Below are 22199 nucleotides of genomic sequence, written 5' to 3' on the forward strand. Positions count from 1 at the left end.
TATCTGCGGCGGCATGACGGTAAGTTTTATTGTGGTATGATGGTGTAGTATAATGTTGGTAAACCTCAGTTACTTTAGCTATAAACGATTAAGATGAAGTTATCATATATCTATATACTTACAAATAAAGCTAATAGCACATTATATATTGGTGTAACTGCAAATTTGATCAAGAGGATTTGGGAACACAAAAACAAAATTGTTTCAGGTGTTACATCAAGATATAATGTAAATAAACTTGTATATTTTGAAGAGTTTGAAGATATAAGTTTAGCTATTGCAAGAGAAAGGCGCCTGAAAGAATGGCCAAGGCAGTGGAAAATTAATTTGATCAATCAAAAGAATCCTAGCTGGATTGACTTATATTACTTAGCTTTAAGATAGCTATGCTGAGATCCCGCTAACACGTAGCGGGATGACGAGAAAGGAGCAGCAGGATAACGGTTGAGTAATTCGTCATCCCGCTACTTGTTAGTGGCTGAGATACCGCGGCGGTATGACGGTTTGCGGTGGTATGACAGTTAAGTAATTCGTCATCCCGCTACTTGTTAGCGGGATCTATCCGCAGCGGTATGACGTAGGACTGCTGTCATTCCGCTACGTGTTAGCGGCTGAGATACCGCGAATGAATCGCGGTATGACGGTCTGCGGCGGTATGACGGTTCGCGGTGGTATGACGTAGTAGCTATTTCTTGCAATCAAGTTTCGTTAAAAGTCAGATTGAATGGTTAAATCTTCCACCCAAATAACCACGCACTCTACTTGCTTGTTTGGATATATTTCTTGTACTAAGGTTTTATAGATTAACATCTGTTTTTTTATTTCATTTAATAAGGAAACAGAAACGTTACGGTGTGATTTGTAGTCAATTATGATTGCTTTATCTTGCGTTATGCATAGCCTATCTAGTCGTACTAATACTGACTTGCCATCAATTGTTCCACTCAGTGTAATCTCTGATTTGCCTTCCAAGTCAAACAAATAGCCATATTTTTCATTAAAGGCCAATATTTTACTGTAAATTTCATCCTTATCTTCACTGATGTTGATGTTATCAAGGTATTTTCTGACCCAATTTTTTCTCCTTTCTTTTTCTATCTTGGGCATATACTGCAATATGCTGTGAATAATCAGGCCTCTTGCATAACCATCTGTCATCCAAGTAGCTGACACTGGGATCCATTCTGCTCCTTCTTTTTCACTGGATTCCAGCGTCACGCGCTGGGATGACACCGAAGAGTGGGCTAAAGCTGGTGGAAGGGAAATGACCGGAACGTCAAAATAATCACGTTTTTTATAAATGTAAGGGTAGTTTGCATTCACGCATAATACTTCAACTTTTTCTTTAAATATTGGCTGTAAATCCCTTTGTTTCTTTTCATATGGCTCTCCGTACTTAGTGATTAGATCATACCAAGAGCCCTTTTGCACTGGCTCTTTACTTAAGATGTATAACTCATCTTCAGCACGCGTGAGTGCTACGTATAATAAACGCAAATATTCATTATAATCCTCTAGTTTTTTCTCTCTTTTTACTTGATCGCAATAAGCGTTGTTGTTTTTTCCACACCAAAATGGCACTTCTGTTCCATCAAAGATAATGCTTTCACTGTTTCTTGGCACTGTGTTTGTATCAACCAAAAATACTATGGGAGCTTGCAGACCTTTTGATTTATGAATTGTCATTATTCGCACAGCATTGCGTTCTGATTGCATATCATTCTTAATCTCCGGGTTATTCTCCTTGATCCACTGAACAAACGCTTGAAGAGATGGATTTTCAAATTGCAACACAAGGTTCATAAATTCGTCTAGAACCTCGAAGCACTCAAGACCTAGCCTTGCAGCAAATTTCTTCTTACCTGTACGCAATATATGTGTAAATAGTGTAAGAGGAGATTCTATGCGAGATAAGTTAATGAGATAGTTTAATTCACTATAGATAACCTTTTGATAATCTTGAAGTTTTTCCCATAACGACTGTTCTTTGCGGTCGTATGCAATATTGAATAAATCATCCTCGGTGAAATTAAATAGCGGTGATTTTAAAGCATTTGCAAGAGCTAAATCATTTGCCTGGAGGAGTAAAAATTCGGCCAAAGCTATTAAGTCCTGCACGGCTATATAGTCCATAATTCTAAAATAATCCCGGCCTACAACTGGCACGTTTGCTTTTTTAAGTTCGCTTATTATGTAATCAACTAATACGTTTCGTTGCCGTACCAAAATCATAATGTCTCTTGGCTCTATATGGCGATCTTTAGCGACTAAAATTCGCCCTTCATTTAACCAATTGTGAATTCTGTTGGCTATTGTTTGAGCAAGTAATCGGTCTGCTATTATATAATTTTCCCTGCATGTCAGAGGAATTTGTAAAGCTTGCTGTTCTTTCTCTTTGCGCCTTGGTAACGCTGGCCAAATTTCAATATATCCTTGGTCATTTTCTCTATGTGGAACATGTTTTATTTCATTATCATTAAAAGATATTTCTGCGCGGAAGTTATTAAATATTCTATCTACAAGCATCAAAACTTCTGGAGTTGAGCGAAATGACTTTTCAAGTTGGCATGATATCCAATCTCTACCACCAGTTTTCGTATGAAAGTATTGTTGCATATAGTTGAATAGATGGGGATTTGCTCCTTGAAATCTGTATATGGATTGTTTTACGTCACCAACAACAAATAAGGTTCGCTTTTCATCATTACCGGCAAAAAATTCATCGCAGAGATTTGTTATAATTTTCCACTGGCTGATGCTATTGTCTTGTGCCTCGTCAACAAGGATGTGATCTATTTTTTGATCCAAGTTAAACAATATCCAATCTTTATAGTTTGGATTGCTAAGAAGATTTGTTGCTAAGTTGATTATATCATTGTAGTCAAGCAGTGCATTTTTTGATTTTTCACTATTATACAAATCAACATATACTTTAAATACACCAAGTAAGCTACTGGTTCTCTTGAATATTTGATAAGAGTTCATGTCTCTTATATGGGTAAATACTACATTCTGAACGCTCTCTATTATTTGCTCTGCATCTTTGAATTTCTCCAAAATACTTTTTGTTGCAATGGATGATATGCTCTTTTTTTCGTGCGATTCTGATTTTAAAAAGACCTTGGCTAGGTTTTCTACTTTAGTGTCATTCCAGCGCGTGACGCTGGTTCTTTTCTTCTGGATCCCAGCTGGGATGACAGTAGAATAAAGTATTTCACTATAACTCTGATCTCTTTTACTGCCTTCATTTAATATCTCGGCTAGTCTTCCCACGTGCTCAATTGTTTCACTCTGTAAGTCATGAATTTCATCTGGGGCGCTCAATTTATCTTTGATATATTTCGAATCATTTGCTGACGCTGATCTTTTTACACATAAAGTATAAAGCAAATCGCGTAGTTTATTTTCATCAATTTCAGTTGCAATAAGGTTGATATCATCCTGCACAGTTTCGTTATGAAGCACTTTATTGAATATGATGGAATGTAATTCTTTGCATTCGCTCATCGTGCAATTTGGAGCAATGCCAGCTTCTATAGGAAAGCTGGAGATTAATTTGTAACAGAAAGCGTGTATGGTTTGTATAGTTAGACCAAGATTTTCCAGTTCAGAGAAAAGCCTTCTTGCTCTTGTTAAGTGACGATCAAGTGCTTCATTTTTTCTGGATCCCTCCGTTATCCCAGCACTCTCCTTTGTCATCCCAGTGCTTGACACTGGGATCCATTCTTCCTTTTTTCTGGATTCCAGCGTCACGCGCTGGAATGACACCGATTCCTCACTTAAATGCAAGAGGTCTAGTTGTTCCAGATCCATTATTAATTCACTCTCTGAGCATATTGCCCACTTACTGAGTATGCTGTGAATGCGATTCTCCATTTCGTTTGCTGCAGCATTGGTGAATGTTAAGCAAAGAATATTTCTTTTGTTTTCTAATAAAAGTCTCAATACTCTGTCTATTAAGATTTTTGTTTTGCCTGTACCAGCGGACGCATTTACCCACACAGAGAAATTAGGATTTATGGCATTTGATCTCATCAGAAGTGCGAGAACCTTATAAAAGTTGACTAGAATAGCATTATACATATAATGTAAAAATAGTGTTAGTGAAGATATATAATGAAAAGTTTTTGTGTAAAGGCGCCTGCAAAAATCAATCTTTTTTTGCATGTTGTAGACAAAAAAGAAACAGGGTATCACTTGATTGAAGGTTTATTTGTCTTTGCTAATCTCTCTAATTTTTTGGAAATAAAAGTAGGTGAGAAGGATTCTAGATACGATAACTCTACAGTTGAATTTATAAACTCCGAGTCTAAAATAAATAACCAATATAACACTGTAATGAAAGCGGTTAATCTGCTGCTTAGGCATGCTCCTGTACGCACTAAAGTCACTGTAAAGGTTGTAAAAAACATACCAATTGCTGCAGGACTTGGTAGCGGATCCTCAGATGCTGGAGCTGTGGTACGTACGCTAGGGAAGCTGTGGGAGATTGATAGGACGATTTTAAATGAAATAGCCTTAAACGTTGGTGCTGATGTTCCCGCAAGCGTAGATAGCAAGCCAGTTTTTGTTAGAGGTATTGGCGAAGAATTATGCCACATTAAAAAATTCTCTTTACCTACAAATGTGGTGCTTGTGAAACCGAAAAAAAGGTTTTTGAGTACACCAGAGGTATTTTCCAAACATGAAGGAAAATTTTCTGAGCCAATTAAATGGAGCGATGACGCTGAAAAGGATTTGTTGAAGCTTCTTAAAGAGACGAGAAACGATCTTCAAGAAATAGCAATAAGCCTTGTTCCTGAAATTAAGGATGTGATATCAACACTTAAGTCACAAGAAGGCTCTATACTTTCTCGCATGTCAGGCAGTGGTGTATCATGCTTTGGAATATTCGATAGTGAGGAAAATGCAAAAGCTGCTGCAGTTAATATCGGAAAAAAGCAACCAGAATGGTGGGTATGCAACACTCAATTAATAGTTTGACTTATGGATATAACTCCCTTAATTTCCGAGAATAAAAATCTTATAAATGGTTACAGGGAAGGAAAATTTTTGTAAACAATCAAGAATATTGCGGCTCAATTATAATTTTTCCTGAAAAGGTGATAAAATTGAAAGAAAGTGATATAAACAGCAAGGAGTATTTTGAATCTTTTTTAACAGAGGAAATAGAAATTTTGTTAATAGGTACTGGTAAAACACGCAATATACTAAGTTCTTCAGTGAAGTCCTATCTTATGGAACAAAAAGGTTTAAATTTTGAATTTATGACAACAGGTTCTGCATGCAGAACCCATAATATTCTGATATCCGAAGATAGATTTGTTGTCAGTTATCTAATAGCCATATAGCATGCTTACCCAGGACTTTTTCATCAACAGTCTAGTTGCAGTAGTTGTAATTAGCCTAGTAACAGGCGCTTTAGGATCGTTTATGATATGGCAAAGGTTATCTTATCTTGGTGATAGTTTGTCCCATTCTTCGTTGCTTGGTGTTGCACTTGCTTTAATCTTTAAGATTAGCCCATCGCTTAGCATAATGCTCATTGCAATTACATTTGCTATACTACTTTCTCTTAATTTTAACAGATTATATTCTGCTGATACGATATTGAACATTGTTACCAATGTAGTTTTATCATCGAGTTTAATACTTATGTCTTTTCTTCCATCTGGCAATAATAGTATTATTAGCTCACTGTTTGGTGATATATTAACGCTCGATCAAAGTGATATAGTATTGATTTTTTTAACCTCTGCAGTAGTTACTTTGATATTAATATTTAGATGGCGTTATTGGTTAATGATTTCAATTAATCAAGATTTAGCAGTAGTTGAAAAAATTAATGTTACCTTTGTTAGACTAGAATTTTTAATCACTCTTGCTATATTTATAGCAATTGCTGCCCAACTAATAGGAATATTACTCATTGCTGCATTTTTGCTAATACCAGCAGCATCTGCAAGGCTCATTTCGAAAACTCCAATGCAGATGATTATTGTTGCAACAGTTTTTTCTGTGATCTCTGGGATATCAGGTCTCATGTTATCTGCAAGTTTTGATTTGTTAACTGGACCTGCAATTATACTTGTTGCAGCGGTATATTTAATTATCGCTTATTTTATAAGGCTAGTATTAAGCAGGTTGGCTTAATTTTGATCTCGAATGTTAATAATTTTGTAATATACTCATTATAAAACATCACTATAAAACATCACTATCTTAGCACAAAATAGTTTTTGCTATACTATTATTTATATGCTAATGATAAGTTGTTAATTTTATGGAGTAAGCAATATGAGCGAAGAAGGATTTTTTTCCAAATATATATCTCAACCTGTGAAAAAATTTTATAATTATATTACAGGAAAAACAGAAGAGTCAGATGATGTAGCAGGTGATGTGCATAATATTGCACAAGGAGACTCAGAGTCTTTGGATACTCATGTACAGTCAAATGAGAATGATATCATATAGATAGCATGAGGGTCACACCATCCAAAGTTAAAAAATTCCTAGAGAAACCTGATGCTTTACGTGGTGTGTTAATTCATGGAAGTGATAACAGTAGGGTTGATTTTTATGTACAAGAAATAATTGCTAATTTGGGTGAGTATTCAGTTCAGGTGATGGATTTTGCAATAGTGAATAAGTCACCCAGTTTACTGTTTTCTGAATTGGCAAACGTTTCGATGTTTACCAGCAAAAAATTAATTAAGCTGATAAATGTGAGTGGAGGTATATCCAAGGAGTTAAAAAATGTATTGGATTATAACGCAAGTGGTCATTATGTAATGATGGTAGCAAATGATCTTCCATATAATTCTGCGACTAAAAGTTATATGGAGAGTTCAAAAATTTTTGGTGTGATTGCTTGCTATAAGGACAGCAACAGCAATCTTTATGACATTATATCAAGTTACTTAAAACAAAATGATATAAAATGCACAAATGAGATAATCTACCATTTGCAATCTTACTTTAATCATAGCAAGCTGCCTATATGTTCAGAACTTGAGAAGTTAGTTTTATACTTAGGGGAGAGAAAAGACCTAAAACTTACTGATATAGAATTATGCTTTTCAACTTCCGGCAACGACTATGCTACACTTGATGATCTATGCTCTGCCATAGCAAGTAAAGATATGTCGCGTTTCATTAGAATTTCTGATGCATTGATATCGCAAGAAAATTTTTCACCGATAGCACTAATTCGCATTATATCAAATTATTTCCTACGCCTTGAAAACGTTTTGCTGTCAGTGCAAGGTGGAATGAGTGAGCAGGCTGCGATTGATCAGCTAAGCCCTCCATTGTTTTTTAAACAATTGCAGAGTTTTAAATCTCATTTGAAAAGTTTGCAACTTTCAGAACTTAAGAAGATCTTGGAAAAATTGATAAGCTTAGAAGTTACCTGTAAAAAAACTGATTTAGATCATAAAATGATTTTTCAACATGCACTGACGGGTAGCTGACTACTCGGATCCAGCCTTTCTTATAATTTCATCAAAATGTTGTATTTTAACATAAAATAGCTGCTTTTATGCCTACCAAAATTCATTCTTTAGTGTGTGTCTCACAAGTATTCTTTGCTAATAGGATATTTTCGAATGTAATTGAATATAACTAGATAAAAATACAGATATGTTTGACATTTCAAAAATTGTAATAACACCTGAAATGTTAAAATTAGTTGCTGAAATTGATGAATTTAAAGGAGCATGGCAATTGTTTGGTAATTTAGCTCCAGAACGTTTACAAATGCTCAAGAAAATTGCAACAATTGAAAGTATTGGTTCTTCTACTCGTATTGAAGGGGCAAGATTATCAGACCGTGAAGTTGAGCAATTACTATCCAAACTTGATACACGCTCATTTCGTTCTCTAGATGAACGAGAAATAGCCGGATATGCGTATGTGTGTGAAGAAGTATTTCAAAACTTTAACAAGATGCCATTTACAGAAAACACTATAAAACAGTTTCACATCTGGCTTTTACAATTTTCATATAAAGATCAAAGGCACATGGGAGAATATAAAAAATTCCCCAATCATGTTGAAGCGTTTGATGAATCTGGAAAAAGCTTGGGCATAGTTTTTGAAACAGCCTCTCCATTTGAGACAGCAACACAAATGCAAGAACTTATTTATTGGACTAGCCAGCAATTAGAGGTGAAATCGTTACACCCTCTATTAATTATTGGCATTTTTATAGTTACTTTTTTAGCTATTCATCCCTTCCAGGATGGAAATGGCAGATTATCACGCATTCTCACAACTTTCTTGTTACTAAAGTTAGGGTATATCTATGTACCTTACAGTTCCCTTGAAAGTATAATTGAAAGTAATAAGGAGAGTTACTACTTAGCTTTGCGTCGTACTCAACAATCCTTGAAGGCGAGCAGCTATGATTTTAATCCATGGCTTATGTTCTTTTTAAGGTCACTACAAAAGCAAAAATTTCATCTTGAACAAAAGGTGTCACATGAAAAAGTGTTAAATCTCTATTTACCACCACTTTCTGCTAAAGTATTAGCACTACTCAGCAAACATGGACGTCTTACAATTAAGGATTTGGAAAATATTACTAAAGCAAACTGCAATACCTTAAAGAAGCACGTATCTAATCTCGTAAAGAGTAATCACATCACTCAGCATGGAAAAGGCAAAGCAACCTGGTATGTAATATAGAGCTCAATAGGATATGTATTCATTTTGAATTGTTAAATTATTCAGCTATAGAATATAGATCACAGCTGTACAAACATTGTAGTTTGAGCCCACTAGATCCCAGTGCCCTATTCTTGTCATCCCAGTGCCCTATTCTTGTCATCCCAGTGCCCTATTCTTGTCATCCCAGTGCCCTATTCTTGTCATCCCAGTGCCCTATTCTTGTCATCCCAGTGCCCTATTCTTGTCATCCCAGTGCCCTATTCTTGTCATCCCAGTGCCCTATTCTTGTCATCCCAGTGCCCTATTCTTGTCATCCCAGTGCCCTATTCTTGTCATCCCAGTGCCCTATTCTTGTCATCCCAGTGCCCTATTCTTGTCATCCCAGTGCCCTATTCTTGTCATCCCAGTGCCCTATTCTTGTCATCCCAGTGCCCTATTCTTGTCATCCCAGTGCCCTATTCTTGTCATCCCAGTGCCCTATTCTTGTCATCCCAGTGCCCTATTCTTGTCATCCCAGTGCCCTATTCTTGTCATCCCAGTGCCCAAGCAACAAGGACAACATTGCAAATTTAGAGTTCAAAAGGGTTATTCCTCGAGAACTACTGCGTCAGAAAGCTGGCGCTGAATTTGTATATAATGTTGATCTTGGGGGTTTTTATGAATAATAGTGAGAGAAAAGAGAAATTAGAAACTCGTATTCTATCAAGTAGAGGTAGGTCTTTACTTGACCATGAGCTACTGGAACGTAATCTATCTGCGTGTGCAGAAGGAAGAGAAGTCGCTAAAAGGCTAATGGAGCTCTTTAGTAGTTTAGGAAGGGTAATTAATGCTGATTTTTATGAGCTAAAAAATGTTACAGGAATGAACGATGGAGCAATAGCAAGTATCTTTTGTCTGAAAGAGATTTTTGATAGGATACTGAAAGGTAAGTTAAAAAAATTGTCAATTCTTGATAATAGAGAAGAGCTACTAAAATACTTTAAAGCAGCAATAGGGCAGTCACGAAAGGAAAGCTTACGAGTAATATACTTAGATCGAAGTGATCATTTAATATATGAGTATATTCAAGACTGTGGAACTATAGACAGAGTACCTCTGTATGTCAGGGAAATAATAAAACAGGGATTACTGATTGATGCAGCATCTGTTGCAATTTCACACAATCATCCAAGTGGAGATATAGAACCTTCAAAGGAGGATGAGGATAACACACTTACATTAGCTGCAACCTGTGAAAATGTAGGAATGAAATTAATAGATCATATAATCGTAACACAGAAAAGCCACTTTAGTTTTTATGACAGTGGTTTATTGTAATCTGTAGACCGGAAGGAAAGTTCTCCAACTTTCCTTCTTTTTTTCACTTTATAAATTAAAAAATTCAATATAAGCTTGAACAGCTAAAATTAGTAATGAAAGGTGGAATTAGGCAAAAAAATAAAAGAGCTTAGGTTATACTGTGGTTTGACACAAACTGAATTAGGAAAAAGAATAGGTGTTTCATATAGACAGATACAAAGGTACGAAAATGGTTCAAATTGCATTTTAGCTAGTAGACTATATGACTTAGCAAAAGCCCTATCGATTGATGTTGCTGATTTTTTTACTGATGTGCATGACGACTCACATGAAGCTTATGATGAGGAGATATTAAAATTAGTTAAAGGATACAATGAAATTAAGAGCAAAAGGTTACGTAGTGTAGTTTATATATTGGTAAAATCTTTTTCTCAAAGTATATTATCTGATACGTAAAATGACCATACAACATCCTATCGATAAGCAAATAGGTGAAAGAATAAGGAAAAGAAGGCTAATGTGTGGTTTTAGCCAAAGAGACTTAGGAAAAAAGCTTGAAATTTCATTTCAGCATATACAAGGATATGAAACTGGAGAGGTAAGGCTTGTAGTTGATAGATTATATAATTTGGCAGAAGCTTTGTCAGTTGATATGTCATATTTTTTTACTAAAACCTCTGAAGACTTACGTGATAAGGCCTTCCATAGTGATGTAGGTAGCGAAGAAATATCAAGATTAGTAAGAGAATATAGAAAAATTAAAGATGAAACATTGCGTGATATTGTGCATTCAGTGATAAAGGCTCTTGCTAACAAATAGTACAAATTTTAAAGTTCAGGTATTTTTTATAATATAAAACACTTCTACAAGCAATACTAATTAAAGTAAATTATTTATGGTAAATTTGATTAAGTTTTAAAAACTACTTTACTTTGTAATAGTTAAATTGTTTACTATTTATTTCTGATAGACAAGTGGCTATGTTTCACATAGCCACTTGTCTCCAATCAAGAACGTCCTACGGATGTCGTTTTGTTGTCTTTTAATTTATTCACCCAAGAAAAGGTCTCACTACTTTTAGAATTTTGGTCGCCCCACCTTCCACATCTAGTAAAACAGCCTTTTTCTACTGCTTCTTTAACAGACATTCCACCAAATAAACAACCCTTTCCTACGATTTCTCCTATTTCTTGCAACTCGTTCCACATTTCTTCATCTTCTACCTCAATTTGTACTTGATTATAGTCTGCTGTGTCATGGTATACCATTAAATTTAGCTCTCCTAGGCTAGTATAAAATGTGACTGCAAAAGCACTGTTATCCGATATATCCACGTAGTCTCTTTCACCGCCTTTCCCAGTTTTGACTTCAACTTCACCATCACCTATTTTTATAATATTGCCACCAAGGTTTAAGTCTCCTTTACTTAAGCCCAAATTTTTTGCACCTTCTACAACTTTAGCAACATCAACTATGCAGCTATGTGAAAATTCCATATAGAAGGTCTTATTATCGATTTCTACATTTTCAACAGTTCCTTCTATAGTAGCGTTCTCTCCAACTTCCCTGAGTTTTGTGAGCCTACTATATATTTGTGGCTCAATTTCTTTTTGCACCTTTTGATGAATTTCAGTTATTTTCTTATCAACTTGTACATTAAAATCTGCTCCATTTAATGCTAACTTCCTGATTATATCCTCTTGTTTATTCCCTTTGAATTCATCACGATACATCTTAAACATTGTAACGTTAGCGAAGCCAAAGCCATCTTCATTGGCAGCATTTATTCTTATTCCTAAGTCCAAAGCTTCATCGATAACTTTACTTAACTCGTTTATATTTTTAGCTGCAATAGCTTTTTCCAGGAATTCATTTAGTTTCATATTTTCATATTCACTTAGTCTTATCCTGCATAAAGCTGATCGAAATGGATTGAGCTCCTCAGGATATGTTAAGACAGGTAATTTACTAATCTTTTTATTCGCTGTTGGAGCAGCTTTTATAAAATTAGGTAATAACCCTTCTTTTGCTATTCGCTCTACCGCTTTTAACATTTTACTAGACAATTTTTTACCATTTATTTTTTTCATTGTAACCCTCACTTAATTTCATTACTATTCGATCATATCGTGATAAATATTATTTAATTGTTAATATTATACGACTTATTGATTTACTGTATGTTATAATAACAAGTTTTGCGGGCATTTACACTAGAAAAACACATCTTGTAAAAATTATTTCAATTTCAATCAAAGTTGGGTATTGTGATTGTAAAACTGAAAGAAATGGATCTCTTGTCTTACTCCACTGAAAAGTTGAAGAAGCATTGTCAGCTACTTGATAATGAAGAAAAAATAATTCTATATGAGCAGCTGCTAGACAAGGCTAAAGACATACTTGAAAATTCAAGAGATAATGTTTCTGAACTGAAAAAGATCAGTAAAGCTGCTGTAGCAATAGAGGAAACCACCGATAAGCAGTTACTAGAAAAGTTTAATGATGACCACCCGCTAAGAGAAGTGGACATTTTAATCTACTCTCCTCAGGGAAATACTGAATATCTATTCAGCATAGATAACTCGTCAGAGCTTTATGATTTAAAAGAAGATAAGGATAAAGCTCTTTATAATGCAGTAAAATCAAATGATGTTGAGCTTGTAAAAAAGCTGCTAATGATCCTTTTACCTACAGAAGTAGGTAATTTTGATGTAGAATACTTGGAAGAATTGAAAATATTGCTGTCAGGAATTCACAAAGAATTGCAATTATCACAAGATATGAAAAATTATCTTGTGAAGACGATAAAGTTCTATAGTTTTTTATGTAGTAATTTTAGCTTATTAGTTGCAAATCCTACTGATGTAAAAGCTATGATCAATCTATTTGCTACTCAACCAAATATTGATTACCAAATAGATAAGCTTCTGCTTTCTTTTATTGTGAGAGATGTTGAGGAAAAAAAGCTAAATTCTGAAATCAAACACATGATAGAGCTTCTTGAGCAGCATGAAAGATTTGCTGAGCTCGAATATAAGGTTAGAAGATTAAGATCAGAGTTTGCATGTGGCAAAAGCAGATATTCGGCTGAAGTAATACGAAATAGCATTGCAGAACGAGAAAAAGAGATGAGGGAAATTGAGAAAAAATACGTAAGGCCAAACGATTTAATTAGCGAGAGGCAGAAATTATTAAAGCAATTACTTTGCTAGCTTTTTTTCCACTTCATAAAATTTGTTGTAAATTTGAATAAGAGGTGAAAAGTGCAATTAGGTAAAAAAATAAAACAACTTAGGTTAGATCGTGCTTTGACACAGACCGAATTGGGAAAGAGAATAGGTGTTTCGTATAGACAGATACAAAAGTACGAAAATGGTTCAAATTGTGTTTTGGCCAGTAGATTATATGATTTAGCAAAAGCACTATCGATAGATGTTGCTAACTTTTTTACTGATATGCATACTGACTCACATGAAGCTTATGATGAAGAAATACTAAAGTTAGTCAAAGGATATAACGAAATTAAGAGCAAAAGGTTACGTAGTGCAGTTTATATATTGGTAAAATCTTTTTCTCAAAGTGATAATACATAGTTAATATTATCTGATACGTAAAATGACTATACAACATCCTATCGATAAACAAATAGGGGAAAGAATAAGGAAAAGAAGGCTAATGTGTGGTTTTAGTCAAAGAGACTTAGGAAAAAAGCTTGAAATTTCATTTCAGCATGTACAAGGATATGAAAGCGGAGAGATTAGGCTTGTAGTTGATAGGTTATATAAATTAGCAGAAGTACTATCGGTTGATATGTCGTATTTTTTTACCAAAGCCTCTGAAGACTTACATGATAAGGCCTTCCATAGCGATGTAGGCAGCGAAGAAATATCAAGGCTAGTGAGGGAATATAGAAAAATTGAGGATGAAACTCTGCGTGACATTGTTCATTTAGTGATTAAGGCTCTTGCTAATACAGGCTTTAAAGCATAAATTCTCTCCTTGAATCGTTGAAGAAAACTTAAACTTTCATTTTCTTCATCATTTTGCTTTTGATTTTCTTTCACTTTGATGCGTGTAGTTATACCCTACACAAAGTATAATGTTTTAAAAATAAAAACCTGCACCATAAAATATTGAGATTTAGAATATTAACTTATAAAGTCTTTTCGGCAGTTTTAGTGAGGGTTTATTAGCAAGGATGTTGGAGGTTAGAAATGACTATATCTGAAGGTGTAATACAGGGTATAAGGCATAATGATAAGAACGAGATAGGGGAATGATTTTTTGGTCAAGATGGCTTTGCATCATCCAGCTAAGTTTGATAGCTTAGAAGTAACAAAATTTTTAGTAAATAATAAAGGTGTAAGTTTTAACACTAAAACTAATGACGAAAACAAGCCTATTCATATTGCAGCTGATTTTTGAAATATTGATATTGTAAAGTTTTCTCTTAATCAGGGAGTAGAAGTTGGTACAAAAGGTAAAAACAATTGGACTCCTTTGCATTATGCTACCAATAAAGGATATCTAGGAATTGTAAAGCTTCTAATAGAAAAGCAACAACAAGAATCATTTATTAATAATTCTAAAACTACAGATCAGTCTACTATGCTGCCAAGGAAGGACATTTACCATCTGTAGAATTTCTCATAGAAAAAGGAGCAAGAATTGATATTAGAGGTTGTCCGGAAACAAGTAAAAGGCTATAATATCTGAAATTTTAGTACGGGGTAAAGATGAGAAAAAAGTATCCAACAGATCTAAGCGAAAGGGAATGGGCAAGAATAGAAAAACACTTCAGAGTATCATACAAGAAAGGAGGAAGGCCGCCAAAGTATAGCAAAAGAGAAATATTAGAAGCAATTTTCTATGTATTGCGTACAGGGTGTTAATGGCGGTATTTACCAAATGATTTTCCGCTATGGAAGACTGTGTATGAGCAGTTCAGGCAATGGAAGAAGCAGGGAATTTTTGAGAAAATGAATTATGAAATTACAAAATATAGTAGAAGAAAAATAGGAAGGAATGAGCAGCCGAGTGCCTGTATAGTAGATAGTCAATCTGTAAAGACTACAGAAAAGGGGGGATCAAAGGCTATGATGGAAGTAAAAAAGTAAAGGGTAGAAAAAGGCATATAATTACAGACACTCAGGGTTTTATACTAGGTTGTTACGTAGGCGCTGCTAACGAAAATGATAGAGATGGTATTAAAATAGCATTAAACAATATGAGAACAAAATATACTAAAGTTAAAAAAATGTGGGCTGACATGGGATACCAAGGAAGAAATTTAAAGAATCACATAAAGGAAGAATATGACATAGATATTGAAATTGTTAAAAGGCCTCCATGTAGATTTTGGGTGCACAAAGATACGCCACCTGAGCTACTACCAACAAGAGAACAAGGGTTTAAAGTACAGCCAAGAAGATGGGTTGTAGAAAGGACTTTTGCTTGGGTTAATAGGAATAGAAGGCTATCGAAGGAGTATGATTTACTCACAACATCCACTGAGAATTTCATATACCTAGCTATGAGTAGGGTTATGTTAAAGAGGGAATATGCTTGAATTTACTTGTTTCCGGACAACCTCTATAGCCCTTCCCATAATAGTCCAAAAAGAGTAAGATATGGATTTATAGTAGTGAAGGTAAGGATGCCAGTAGCATATAGTTATGACTTAAGGAAAAAGGTAATGGAAGCGTTGGATGAAGGAGAGAGTGGAGAAACTGTTGCCAAGAGATTTAAGATCGGAAAAACAACTTTATATGAGTGGAAGAAAAGACGTGAGAAAACGGGAGATTTTCAGTCAAAAAAGCCTGGAAGCGTGGGCTATAACCATAAAATTACCGACTGGAATGCATTTGCCGAATTTGCAAATGAACAAGGTAGCAAAACTCAGTCAGAGATGGCTAAGCTTTGGGGCAATATTAGTAGACAAACAATTCATCGAGCACTTAAAAATATAGGATTCACAAGAAAAAAAAGACCTACGGGTACAAAGAAAGAAATGAGGAGCTCAATTTGCAAAGGTTATAGCGACAAAAGAACCTAAAGAATTAGTGTATATAGATGAGTCTGGCATTGATAACACTGAAGACTACCCTTATGGATATTGCCAGAAGGGACAGCGGTTTTATGCCCTAAAATCTGGCAAGAAAACTCAACGAATCAGCATGCTTAAGTGGAAGAAAGATAGTTGCTCCGGTAACCTTTGAAGGCCACTACAATATGAATATCTTTAATAAATGGTTTGAGCAGTTCCTGACACCGATTTTGGAACCTGGACAAACTGTTATCCTTGATAATGCTACTTTTCATAAGTCTAATAAGATTACTGAACTTGCTAAAGGAGTTGGTGCAGAAATTTTATATCTACCGCCTTATTCTCCCGATTTTAACAAAATTGAGCATCATTGGTTTGCTATAAAAAACAGAATTAGGAAAAACATTCCTCTATTCACATCTTTTCATCATGCTGTTGATTCTTCCTTCTTATGACTTTTTTGGACTATTATGGAAAGGGCTATAACTCTCGCTTGTGCGCTTCATGTCCTGGTTGCCTTCCTGGATTCCTGTTACTCTTCTTTTTTGTTTTTTTACATCTTGTGATGGTGGTAGAGATAAATTTTTTGAATTTAAACCCAGCTTGTCTTGTAACTCTATTACTTCCTTTCTAAGATTTTCTATCTCTGCTTTCAGATCGGCATTTTCTGACTCTAACACCACAATCTTCTCTTGCAGCACTTCTATCATTAAACCCTCTCTATCTAGCTTATCTTCTCTATACCACTATACCATTTTTGTAAACTACTTTCTTATATCGTGAACGGTTACTAGAAAAGCTTTCGAACTATGCAAGGTATCTTTTTGCCTTTACTATTTCTTTATTGTTTTAAGGCAACTGTCTGAGCTCCTCTGCCTTAGCATTATATCTCCACTTTCTGCAAGTTATTCCATTAAGTAGTAAAAATATTAGACTTGCTGCAAAACTAAGAAAAAAAGACCAAAGATAGAGCAGATTGAACTTACAGTAAAAATAGAACAAAAAACTCCAACAATAAATTGTACAAACTTCATCAGGTTAACTTTAACTTAAGAAAACATAAATCAAATTTTCTTGCTAAAAGACCTTGCTTTTTCTCCAACCTTACTCAAACGCACTCTAGCTTAATGCATAATTTTACCCATAAACAACCTTATCTTTGGTACTTTTATTAGTTACAAGTCATCTAGAAAACCCAGATGCTCTACGAAGCCCACCAATCAATATCAGATCCTGCTCTTGTTCTATAGCATTCAATATAGCGTATAACAAAACCATCGCATCTCCCCCAGTAATACGCTTGCATCCTCCACAAAATTCATATTCACTTAACTGTCGATTTGCCTCCACCCTTTTTCATTCAACTTGCTCTGCGGTGTTAGCATACTTCAACTCTATTCCAATTGGATGAGTATCATCATTTTCCGCAGATTTTGATAATATTAGGTCTATTTTCCTTCCTCTCTGTAGCTGGAACTCAATAATTACCTTGGCAGGATTACCGCAACTTTGAAATATCCCACGCAACAAAGCCTGAAATTTAGCTTCATTGTTCACGAGTAGACGGTTTCCATTTAATAACGGAGACAACAGACGAGAAATCTCGTTAAATAAAACTTCATACCTAGCCCTGTACTCACCATTCACATTACCATCATTACCAAAATTAGGCGCAGCACTCATCAATTCATCTGCAAATTGATGTAAGTTCCTAACGTTACCCATTTGTTCTGAGAACCTACCCTCAAAATAACCTTCTCTATGAGAACGTGAGTAAGCACGTAGTGATTTAAACTTCCTTGCAGAAACCACTTGTAGATGATTCTGGGCATCCACCTTACAAAGCACCTCACGTACCTTAGCATCACCTGTGGCTTGAGGTAGTAACGATAGGTCCAATGCCTTATCTGGCAAAGTCTGCCACTTCAAATGACGAAAAATGTGAAGCACAACAAAACCAATACTTGATACAAATAGAGCTAGAGTTAACGTATGCCTTACAATTTCTGCTGCATTTCCCCTACCACCTATACGTCTCATTCTCTCTCTTTGAGAGCAGTTAAATAGATACTTGTCAACCGTTACTACCCTTCGTCTACCAGCTACTCTTAAAAGATCGGCTGTGGACAAAACATTTCCCAAGAAAAACGATGACATACAGGAAAAAGTGTCACAATGAGGTGATTGAGTGAACTCTGATTCTATGGGTTGTGAAAAACGTTTTACACTCCCAATAACTTCATTTCCATGAGGATGTAGTAACCCCGGTATTAAGGAAAGACCACCTTCTGAAAAGGCCTGCACAGAAGTTCGTAGACCATCACCTCCACGCAATTGAAAATTTAACGCTACACAAACAGCACTTGGTGATGAGGTATGAATAGGCAAAGACGAAACAGAACAACTTTTAGCATAATCTTTAGCTTGTTCTAACCCTTCCTCATCACCAACCTTCAACTCAATTATAACTGGAACTGAATCATTTGCCTGATCAACACCACGAACAAGCAAAACAACATCTGCATAACCTTTTCCTATGAGTAGCTCTGGGTAGACACCAGCCACAGACCGGTATCTAAAATTTACTAAAAAACCACACAGAAAACCGTGGTAATCAGACTCTGCACCGAACACTAAGCTACCTTCATGTTCATCATGTATATCAACAATGTATTGCAAAATCCTTTTAACATTAGTACGCACTTCTCCTGCGTTATCATTTGCCAACTCATTCATCAGGTCTAACAATTCACCTGGTGCTCTGATTGGGTTAATTTCGTGAAAAACTGGTGCTTCATATTCATCACGTTGAGGGAAACTGTGTCCTTCATCAAAATGCCTACATTCCTCTCCAAATCGAAATATTTTATACTCTTCCCAGTCCAGATCCTCATCTTCCTGTAATTCTTGTGGAAGATTTTCTTCTACCTGCTGCTTCTCTTCTGCACTAAACCTTGACCCAGGGCTGTTCTCATTATCAGCAATAGTATAACACCTTACTATTCTTCTATCTTCTTCATTAGTAAGAACTGCAACTTTCAGATTTCCACAACCGTCAAAACGAAAATAAATTCTTTCATCATTTGGATCTGCAATACTAGAATCATGTGCAGTAGCAAACATGCCAAAGAAGAATGCAGGAAAAAAGCCGTGCTTATTAGCAGAATGCAAAAAAGATGGACAATTGTTTAAAAAATCCTCAAACTTCCCACTGAACTCAGTACAATTTCCATTTAATAAATCCCTAACTAATTCATCATCTTCATCATTACCATGCATAAACACTCCTACTTGTTAATAACTACAACAGGCGAACCACTAACACTAGTGCCTGCTAACGTGGATTGAGGAACTTCAGTGCTAGCAGAGGATAAATTCAAATTTCTTGCCGACTTACACAACTCTTCTATTAAATTGCAGGAGCTAGTTGCATCTATCATCTTAGAATTCCTTGTTTTATCTAAACTATTTGCTATCCTCTCTTTTAATGATTTAAAGCTTTTGTCTGAACAACAATCTTTAGCAAACTTTAAAATACTCAAGACCAAATCAACTTTTTCACCATCGCCAGCACTTTGAGTATTCTTGCTGTTCTCCTGATCTACAATCAAATTTGAAATTGCATTTTCCATTGCAACAAAAGCAATCCTATCTTTAAAAGAATCAACAACATTTATTTTATTTTGGTTAAATACGCTAGATCTCCAAAGACTGCTAATAGCTGACCTTGCTTCATTCCTGTTATCCAAGTCATAATCTTTAGAAACTACAACAAATGAAAGCGATGAGAGAAGATGTGCATATCCTCTAGGTGAAAGCATTTTCTCTACTTCAGATCTTGAACATCCCTCGCTCAAGTACTGGATAACATACTTAGTTGTGCAAAGAAAACCGTGCTCTACTAAGCAACTAAGAGGACGATAGATAACACCCCTATCTTTCTTATTCGGTAGCCCGAGCAGTGACTTATGATCTACTTTCGCGCTTATGACTTTACCTAGAAGGGAATTTAAGGTAGCAGCAAGTTTATAGCTAGATTGAAATGGAGATAATTTTGCAATAGCAGAAACTAGCAACTTTTCTCGCCCTTCTTTCCCTAATTTTTTTTCAGAACATAGAAGATTATAGAAGTGTTCCACTCCCTTACTCCACTTGAAATCTACAGCCTTATTAAATCCATCTTCTGCTTCTATATTTTCTTTGAGGTCACCTGATTTTTCATCAATCCAGAAACTGAATACATGGTCATCCTTCTCTACAAAGCGCAACAGTTCAACTCTTGCAAGTTTGTCGTTGGCAGCCAACTCCCGATTCTCCTTACTCGCGCCTTTATGACATAAATCAAGCTTAAAAGACTCCAACATCTTGTTGAATAGTTGCCTAATTTCACTCTTCACACATTCAATACATGCTATTTCATAGATAGCAAAAGGATCCAATATATCTAACCTGGCCAACTCTTTCACCAATCTAGCAGGATTTAACTCTATACCTGACCAACAAGATTCATCACGAAACGCATTACATAAGAGGTCCGATTGCTCAACGGTTAGACCCTCTACTGTTACAGGGTGAGCCTTGACCCATTCCTCAATAGCTGAAGTTCTATCACCTTTAACAACATCCTTCAGCTTACTTATTACTTTGCTAGAGATAATCTCTTTATCTTCTTCAGAATCAGAACTGAGACGAGATCTTTTGCTTGGGCCTGCATTACCCTTCAAATCTTCCGTTCCACGTTTAGTTTTACTTTTTGGCATCTAATTACCTCAAAATCAAATATTCAATGAAGGTATTATACAAGCATTAGAATAATATACAAATCGAAAAATTAGTGTGCACCTAAATTTAAGCAGTAAGTATAGACCTGCTGCAAAAGAGGAGATATAAAGAGAGATGTAGCAAGAGGGAAGATGAGCTTAAATTATCAAATCAACGTTATTCTACTCTACCTCACTAGCATTTTCCTTACCTTGAACCTTACTATTACTCACAAATATAAACATTCGTTACGTAGTTCTTAATATGTCTACAGAGACGAAATTTCCCGAATTATTTATAATTAACCCTCACGATCACATTCTGGGACCATACATCAGAAAACTTTTATATTATTAGTTTTGTAGTAAAATTATATGAGTACATCATATCTATTAAATCAGAAGCTTTATGGATTATAGACTGAGAGTTATTTGTTTGGGGTTATCTGGTTTATACTTAGCTTATTTAGTAGTGTAGCTAATGATACTATATCAAAATATCTAAGTTTACATCTTCAGAGTTTTGAAATAATTTTTTTCCGCTTTCTGTTTACCACTATTACCCTTGTACCTTTTATGTTTTACTATGGAATAGAAGCTTTTAAAACAAGTCAAATATCTATTCAAATAACTAGAGGTGCATTATTGTTTTGTGGAACGGTCTTATGGACCTATGGATTGAGTACTTTCCCCATAGTAACTGCAACGATTATAAGTTTTTCTGTACCATTATTTGTTATACTTCTTGCAATCCCTTTACTAAACGAAAATATAATTTGGCAAAGATGGATAGTAACTATTATTGGTTTTGTTGGTATTGCTATTACTATCAAAGCTCATAGTGAAGACTTTAATCCTAAAATTCTTATTTTTATTGTATCTGCATTAATCTTTGCTATATTAGACATACTTAATAAGAAACTTGTGATAAAAGAGTCAGTAATAAGTATGTTATTTTATTCAGCTCTAACGACAACTATTTTTTCTACTCCACCTTTGTTATTTTATTGGCATATGCCTTCCTTGTTGGAATTAGTATTACTGCTGATTCTGGGAATTAATTCAAATCTAATTTTGCTCTTTATCTTAAAAGCTTTTACTCTTACTGATGCTACTGCACTTGCACCTTATAGGTACATAGAGCTAATAATTTCTGCAATAGTAACATACGTTATATTTAATGAATTACCTGATAAAAGTGCTTTATATGGTACTTTGATATTAATATCTTCAACCTTATTTATAATTTATTCGGAAAGTAAGGCAATTAAGCAAAATAATGTAACAACAAAAGTTTATGACTCTCATTGTTAATGGTATTTATTTTAGATGCTAAGCTATATTTTTAAGGTGATAATAAAATGCACATAACTATTATAGGAGTAGGGTATGTAGGCTTAGTATCTGGTACAATGTTATC

The 22199-nt window shown here is 35.1% G+C and carries 22 protein-coding genes and 4 pseudogenes; 20 read left to right on the forward strand and 6 right to left on the reverse strand.

Features of this window, described 5'->3' with window-relative positions; all coding sequences use genetic code 11:
• Positions 1-93: 93 nt before the first annotated feature.
• Complete coding sequence (locus ABWU73_RS03075; protein WP_264329566.1) at positions 94-384, forward strand: GIY-YIG nuclease family protein; 291 nt, start codon at positions 94-96, stop codon at positions 382-384.
• Positions 385-708: 324 nt separating this feature from the next.
• Here the strand turns inward: ABWU73_RS03075 and ABWU73_RS03080 are convergent, their stop codons facing one another.
• On the reverse strand, positions 709-4035 hold the full coding sequence (locus tag ABWU73_RS03080; protein WP_341810294.1) for a UvrD-helicase domain-containing protein: 3327 nt from the start codon (positions 4033-4035) through the stop codon (positions 709-711).
• Positions 4036-4116: 81 nt separating this feature from the next.
• On the opposite strand from ABWU73_RS03080, the gene ABWU73_RS03085 reads away from it, so the two are divergent.
• The 10 genes and pseudogenes from ABWU73_RS03085 to ABWU73_RS03130 all read left to right on the forward strand — a co-directional run bounded on the left by ABWU73_RS03085 (position 4117) and on the right by ABWU73_RS03130 (position 10792).
• Positions 4117-4983, forward strand: coding sequence for a 4-(cytidine 5'-diphospho)-2-C-methyl-D-erythritol kinase (locus ABWU73_RS03085; RefSeq protein ID WP_264329568.1), 867 nt, complete (start codon positions 4117-4119; stop codon positions 4981-4983).
• Positions 4984-4986: 3 nt separating this feature from the next.
• Positions 4987-5351 (forward strand): annotated as a pseudogene (locus tag ABWU73_RS03090) (Mth938-like domain-containing protein).
• 1 nt (position 5352) lies between these two features.
• Positions 5353-6153: a metal ABC transporter permease gene (locus tag ABWU73_RS03095; RefSeq protein ID WP_010962536.1), complete on the forward strand. Its 801-nt coding sequence runs from the start codon at positions 5353-5355 to the stop codon at positions 6151-6153.
• A gap of 144 nt (positions 6154-6297) precedes the next feature.
• Complete coding sequence (locus tag ABWU73_RS03100) at positions 6298-6477, forward strand: hypothetical protein (RefSeq protein WP_010082539.1); 180 nt, start codon at positions 6298-6300, stop codon at positions 6475-6477.
• Positions 6478-6482: 5 nt separating this feature from the next.
• Positions 6483-7475: a DNA polymerase III subunit delta gene (holA, locus tag ABWU73_RS03105; RefSeq protein WP_010962537.1), complete on the forward strand. Its 993-nt coding sequence runs from the start codon at positions 6483-6485 to the stop codon at positions 7473-7475.
• A gap of 169 nt (positions 7476-7644) precedes the next feature.
• Complete coding sequence (locus tag ABWU73_RS03110) at positions 7645-8691, forward strand: Fic family protein (RefSeq protein ID WP_264329569.1); 1047 nt, start codon at positions 7645-7647, stop codon at positions 8689-8691.
• An 83-nt stretch (positions 8692-8774) separates the two neighbouring features.
• Positions 8775-9338: a hypothetical protein gene (locus tag ABWU73_RS03115; RefSeq protein WP_353285508.1), complete on the forward strand. Its 564-nt coding sequence runs from the start codon at positions 8775-8777 to the stop codon at positions 9336-9338.
• Positions 9331-9990 (forward strand): RadC family protein, encoded by a 660-nt coding sequence (locus tag ABWU73_RS03120; protein ID WP_065094945.1) that lies wholly within the window; start codon positions 9331-9333, stop codon positions 9988-9990. The genes ABWU73_RS03115 and ABWU73_RS03120 overlap by 8 nt, the downstream gene beginning before the upstream one ends.
• A gap of 102 nt (positions 9991-10092) precedes the next feature.
• Positions 10093-10428: a helix-turn-helix domain-containing protein gene (locus ABWU73_RS03125; protein ID WP_065094946.1), complete on the forward strand. Its 336-nt coding sequence runs from the start codon at positions 10093-10095 to the stop codon at positions 10426-10428.
• A 1-nt stretch (position 10429) separates the two neighbouring features.
• Positions 10430-10792, forward strand: coding sequence for a helix-turn-helix domain-containing protein (locus ABWU73_RS03130; protein WP_065094947.1), 363 nt, complete (start codon positions 10430-10432; stop codon positions 10790-10792).
• Positions 10793-10980: 188 nt separating this feature from the next.
• Here the strand turns inward: ABWU73_RS03130 and ABWU73_RS03135 are convergent, their stop codons facing one another.
• Positions 10981-12063 (reverse strand): hypothetical protein, encoded by a 1083-nt coding sequence (locus ABWU73_RS03135; RefSeq protein WP_065094948.1) that lies wholly within the window; start codon positions 12061-12063, stop codon positions 10981-10983.
• 177 nt (positions 12064-12240) lie between these two features.
• Between ABWU73_RS03135 and ABWU73_RS03140 the strand changes: the two genes are divergently transcribed.
• From ABWU73_RS03140 to ABWU73_RS03175, 8 genes and pseudogenes are all read left to right on the forward strand, one after another.
• A complete protein-coding gene (locus ABWU73_RS03140; RefSeq protein ID WP_245611053.1) occupies positions 12241-13185 on the forward strand; it encodes a hypothetical protein in 945 nt (314 codons plus the stop codon).
• A gap of 51 nt (positions 13186-13236) precedes the next feature.
• The gene (locus ABWU73_RS03145; protein WP_007549995.1) at positions 13237-13566 is read left to right on the forward strand and encodes a helix-turn-helix domain-containing protein; all 330 of its coding nucleotides are present in this window, start codon (positions 13237-13239) and stop codon (positions 13564-13566) included.
• Positions 13567-13588: 22 nt separating this feature from the next.
• Positions 13589-13963 carry a helix-turn-helix domain-containing protein gene (locus tag ABWU73_RS03150; RefSeq protein ID WP_007549999.1) on the forward strand — a complete coding sequence of 125 codons (375 nt, stop codon included), beginning with the start codon at positions 13589-13591 and terminating at the stop codon, positions 13961-13963.
• Positions 13964-14266: 303 nt separating this feature from the next.
• Positions 14267-14398 carry an ankyrin repeat domain-containing protein gene (locus ABWU73_RS03155; protein ID WP_265017781.1) on the forward strand — a complete coding sequence of 44 codons (132 nt, stop codon included), beginning with the start codon at positions 14267-14269 and terminating at the stop codon, positions 14396-14398.
• Positions 14399-14407: 9 nt separating this feature from the next.
• Complete coding sequence (locus ABWU73_RS03160) at positions 14408-14614, forward strand: ankyrin repeat domain-containing protein (protein ID WP_353273299.1); 207 nt, start codon at positions 14408-14410, stop codon at positions 14612-14614.
• Positions 14614-14682: pseudogene (locus tag ABWU73_RS03165) on the forward strand (hypothetical protein); the annotation flags it as partial. The gene ABWU73_RS03160 and the pseudogene ABWU73_RS03165, both read left to right, overlap by 1 nt.
• 27 nt (positions 14683-14709) lie before the next feature.
• Positions 14710-15542 (forward strand): annotated as a pseudogene (locus ABWU73_RS03170) (IS5-like element ISWpi1 family transposase).
• Positions 15543-15629: 87 nt separating this feature from the next.
• Positions 15630-16474: pseudogene (locus ABWU73_RS03175) on the forward strand (IS630 family transposase).
• Here the strand turns inward: ABWU73_RS03175 and ABWU73_RS03180 are convergent.
• The 4 genes from ABWU73_RS03180 to ABWU73_RS03195 all read right to left on the reverse strand — a co-directional run bounded on the left by ABWU73_RS03180 (position 16469) and on the right by ABWU73_RS03195 (position 20779).
• Positions 16469-16729: a DUF6444 domain-containing protein gene (locus ABWU73_RS03180; RefSeq protein WP_065094363.1), complete on the reverse strand. Its 261-nt coding sequence runs from the start codon at positions 16727-16729 to the stop codon at positions 16469-16471. The pseudogene ABWU73_RS03175 and the gene ABWU73_RS03180 overlap by 6 nt on opposite strands.
• Positions 16730-17201: 472 nt before the next feature.
• Entirely contained in the window at positions 17202-17369 is a 168-nt protein-coding gene (locus ABWU73_RS03185) for a hypothetical protein (RefSeq protein ID WP_353285509.1), read from the reverse strand.
• A gap of 6 nt (positions 17370-17375) precedes the next feature.
• Positions 17376-19298, reverse strand: a complete 1923-nt coding sequence (locus tag ABWU73_RS03190) for a hypothetical protein (protein WP_353285510.1) — start codon at positions 19296-19298, stop codon at positions 17376-17378.
• Positions 19299-19306: 8 nt separating this feature from the next.
• Positions 19307-20779 (reverse strand): hypothetical protein, encoded by a 1473-nt coding sequence (locus ABWU73_RS03195; protein WP_264373741.1) that lies wholly within the window; start codon positions 20777-20779, stop codon positions 19307-19309.
• A 432-nt stretch (positions 20780-21211) separates the two neighbouring features.
• Here ABWU73_RS03195 and ABWU73_RS03200 point away from each other — a divergent pair, with 432 nt between their 5' ends.
• Positions 21212-22093, forward strand: coding sequence for a DMT family transporter (locus tag ABWU73_RS03200; RefSeq protein ID WP_264373742.1), 882 nt, complete (start codon positions 21212-21214; stop codon positions 22091-22093).
• Positions 22094-22199: the final 106 nt, after the last annotated feature.

It is taken from the genome of Wolbachia endosymbiont (group A) of Andrena helvola (genome assembly GCF_964028415.1).
Taxonomy (GTDB): domain Bacteria; phylum Pseudomonadota; class Alphaproteobacteria; order Rickettsiales; family Anaplasmataceae; genus Wolbachia; species Wolbachia pipientis.

Coding starts and splice junctions, on each gene's coding strand:
- ABWU73_RS03100 (WP_010082539.1), top strand. CDS start 6,298: ATGAGCGAAGAAGGATTTTTTTCCAAATATATATCTCAACCTGTGAAA.
- ABWU73_RS03130 (WP_065094947.1), top strand. CDS start 10,430: ATGACCATACAACATCCTATCGATAAGCAAATAGGTGAAAGAATAAGG.
- holA (WP_010962537.1), top strand. CDS start 6,483: ATGAGGGTCACACCATCCAAAGTTAAAAAATTCCTAGAGAAACCTGAT.
- ABWU73_RS03110 (WP_264329569.1), top strand. CDS start 7,645: ATGTTTGACATTTCAAAAATTGTAATAACACCTGAAATGTTAAAATTA.
- ABWU73_RS03150 (WP_007549999.1), top strand. CDS start 13,589: ATGACTATACAACATCCTATCGATAAACAAATAGGGGAAAGAATAAGG.
- ABWU73_RS03195 (WP_264373741.1), bottom strand. CDS start 20,779: ATGCCAAAAAGTAAAACTAAACGTGGAACGGAAGATTTGAAGGGTAAT.
- ABWU73_RS03120 (WP_065094945.1), top strand. CDS start 9,331: ATGAATAATAGTGAGAGAAAAGAGAAATTAGAAACTCGTATTCTATCA.
- ABWU73_RS03095 (WP_010962536.1), top strand. CDS start 5,353: ATGCTTACCCAGGACTTTTTCATCAACAGTCTAGTTGCAGTAGTTGTA.
- ABWU73_RS03155 (WP_265017781.1), top strand. CDS start 14,267: ATGGCTTTGCATCATCCAGCTAAGTTTGATAGCTTAGAAGTAACAAAA.
- ABWU73_RS03190 (WP_353285510.1), bottom strand. CDS start 19,298: ATGCATGGTAATGATGAAGATGATGAATTAGTTAGGGATTTATTAAAT.
- ABWU73_RS03085 (WP_264329568.1), top strand. CDS start 4,117: ATGAAAAGTTTTTGTGTAAAGGCGCCTGCAAAAATCAATCTTTTTTTG.
- ABWU73_RS03075 (WP_264329566.1), top strand. CDS start 94: ATGAAGTTATCATATATCTATATACTTACAAATAAAGCTAATAGCACA.
- ABWU73_RS03080 (WP_341810294.1), bottom strand. CDS start 4,035: ATGAGATCAAATGCCATAAATCCTAATTTCTCTGTGTGGGTAAATGCG.
- ABWU73_RS03135 (WP_065094948.1), bottom strand. CDS start 12,063: ATGAAAAAAATAAATGGTAAAAAATTGTCTAGTAAAATGTTAAAAGCG.
- ABWU73_RS03180 (WP_065094363.1), bottom strand. CDS start 16,729: ATGATAGAAGTGCTGCAAGAGAAGATTGTGGTGTTAGAGTCAGAAAAT.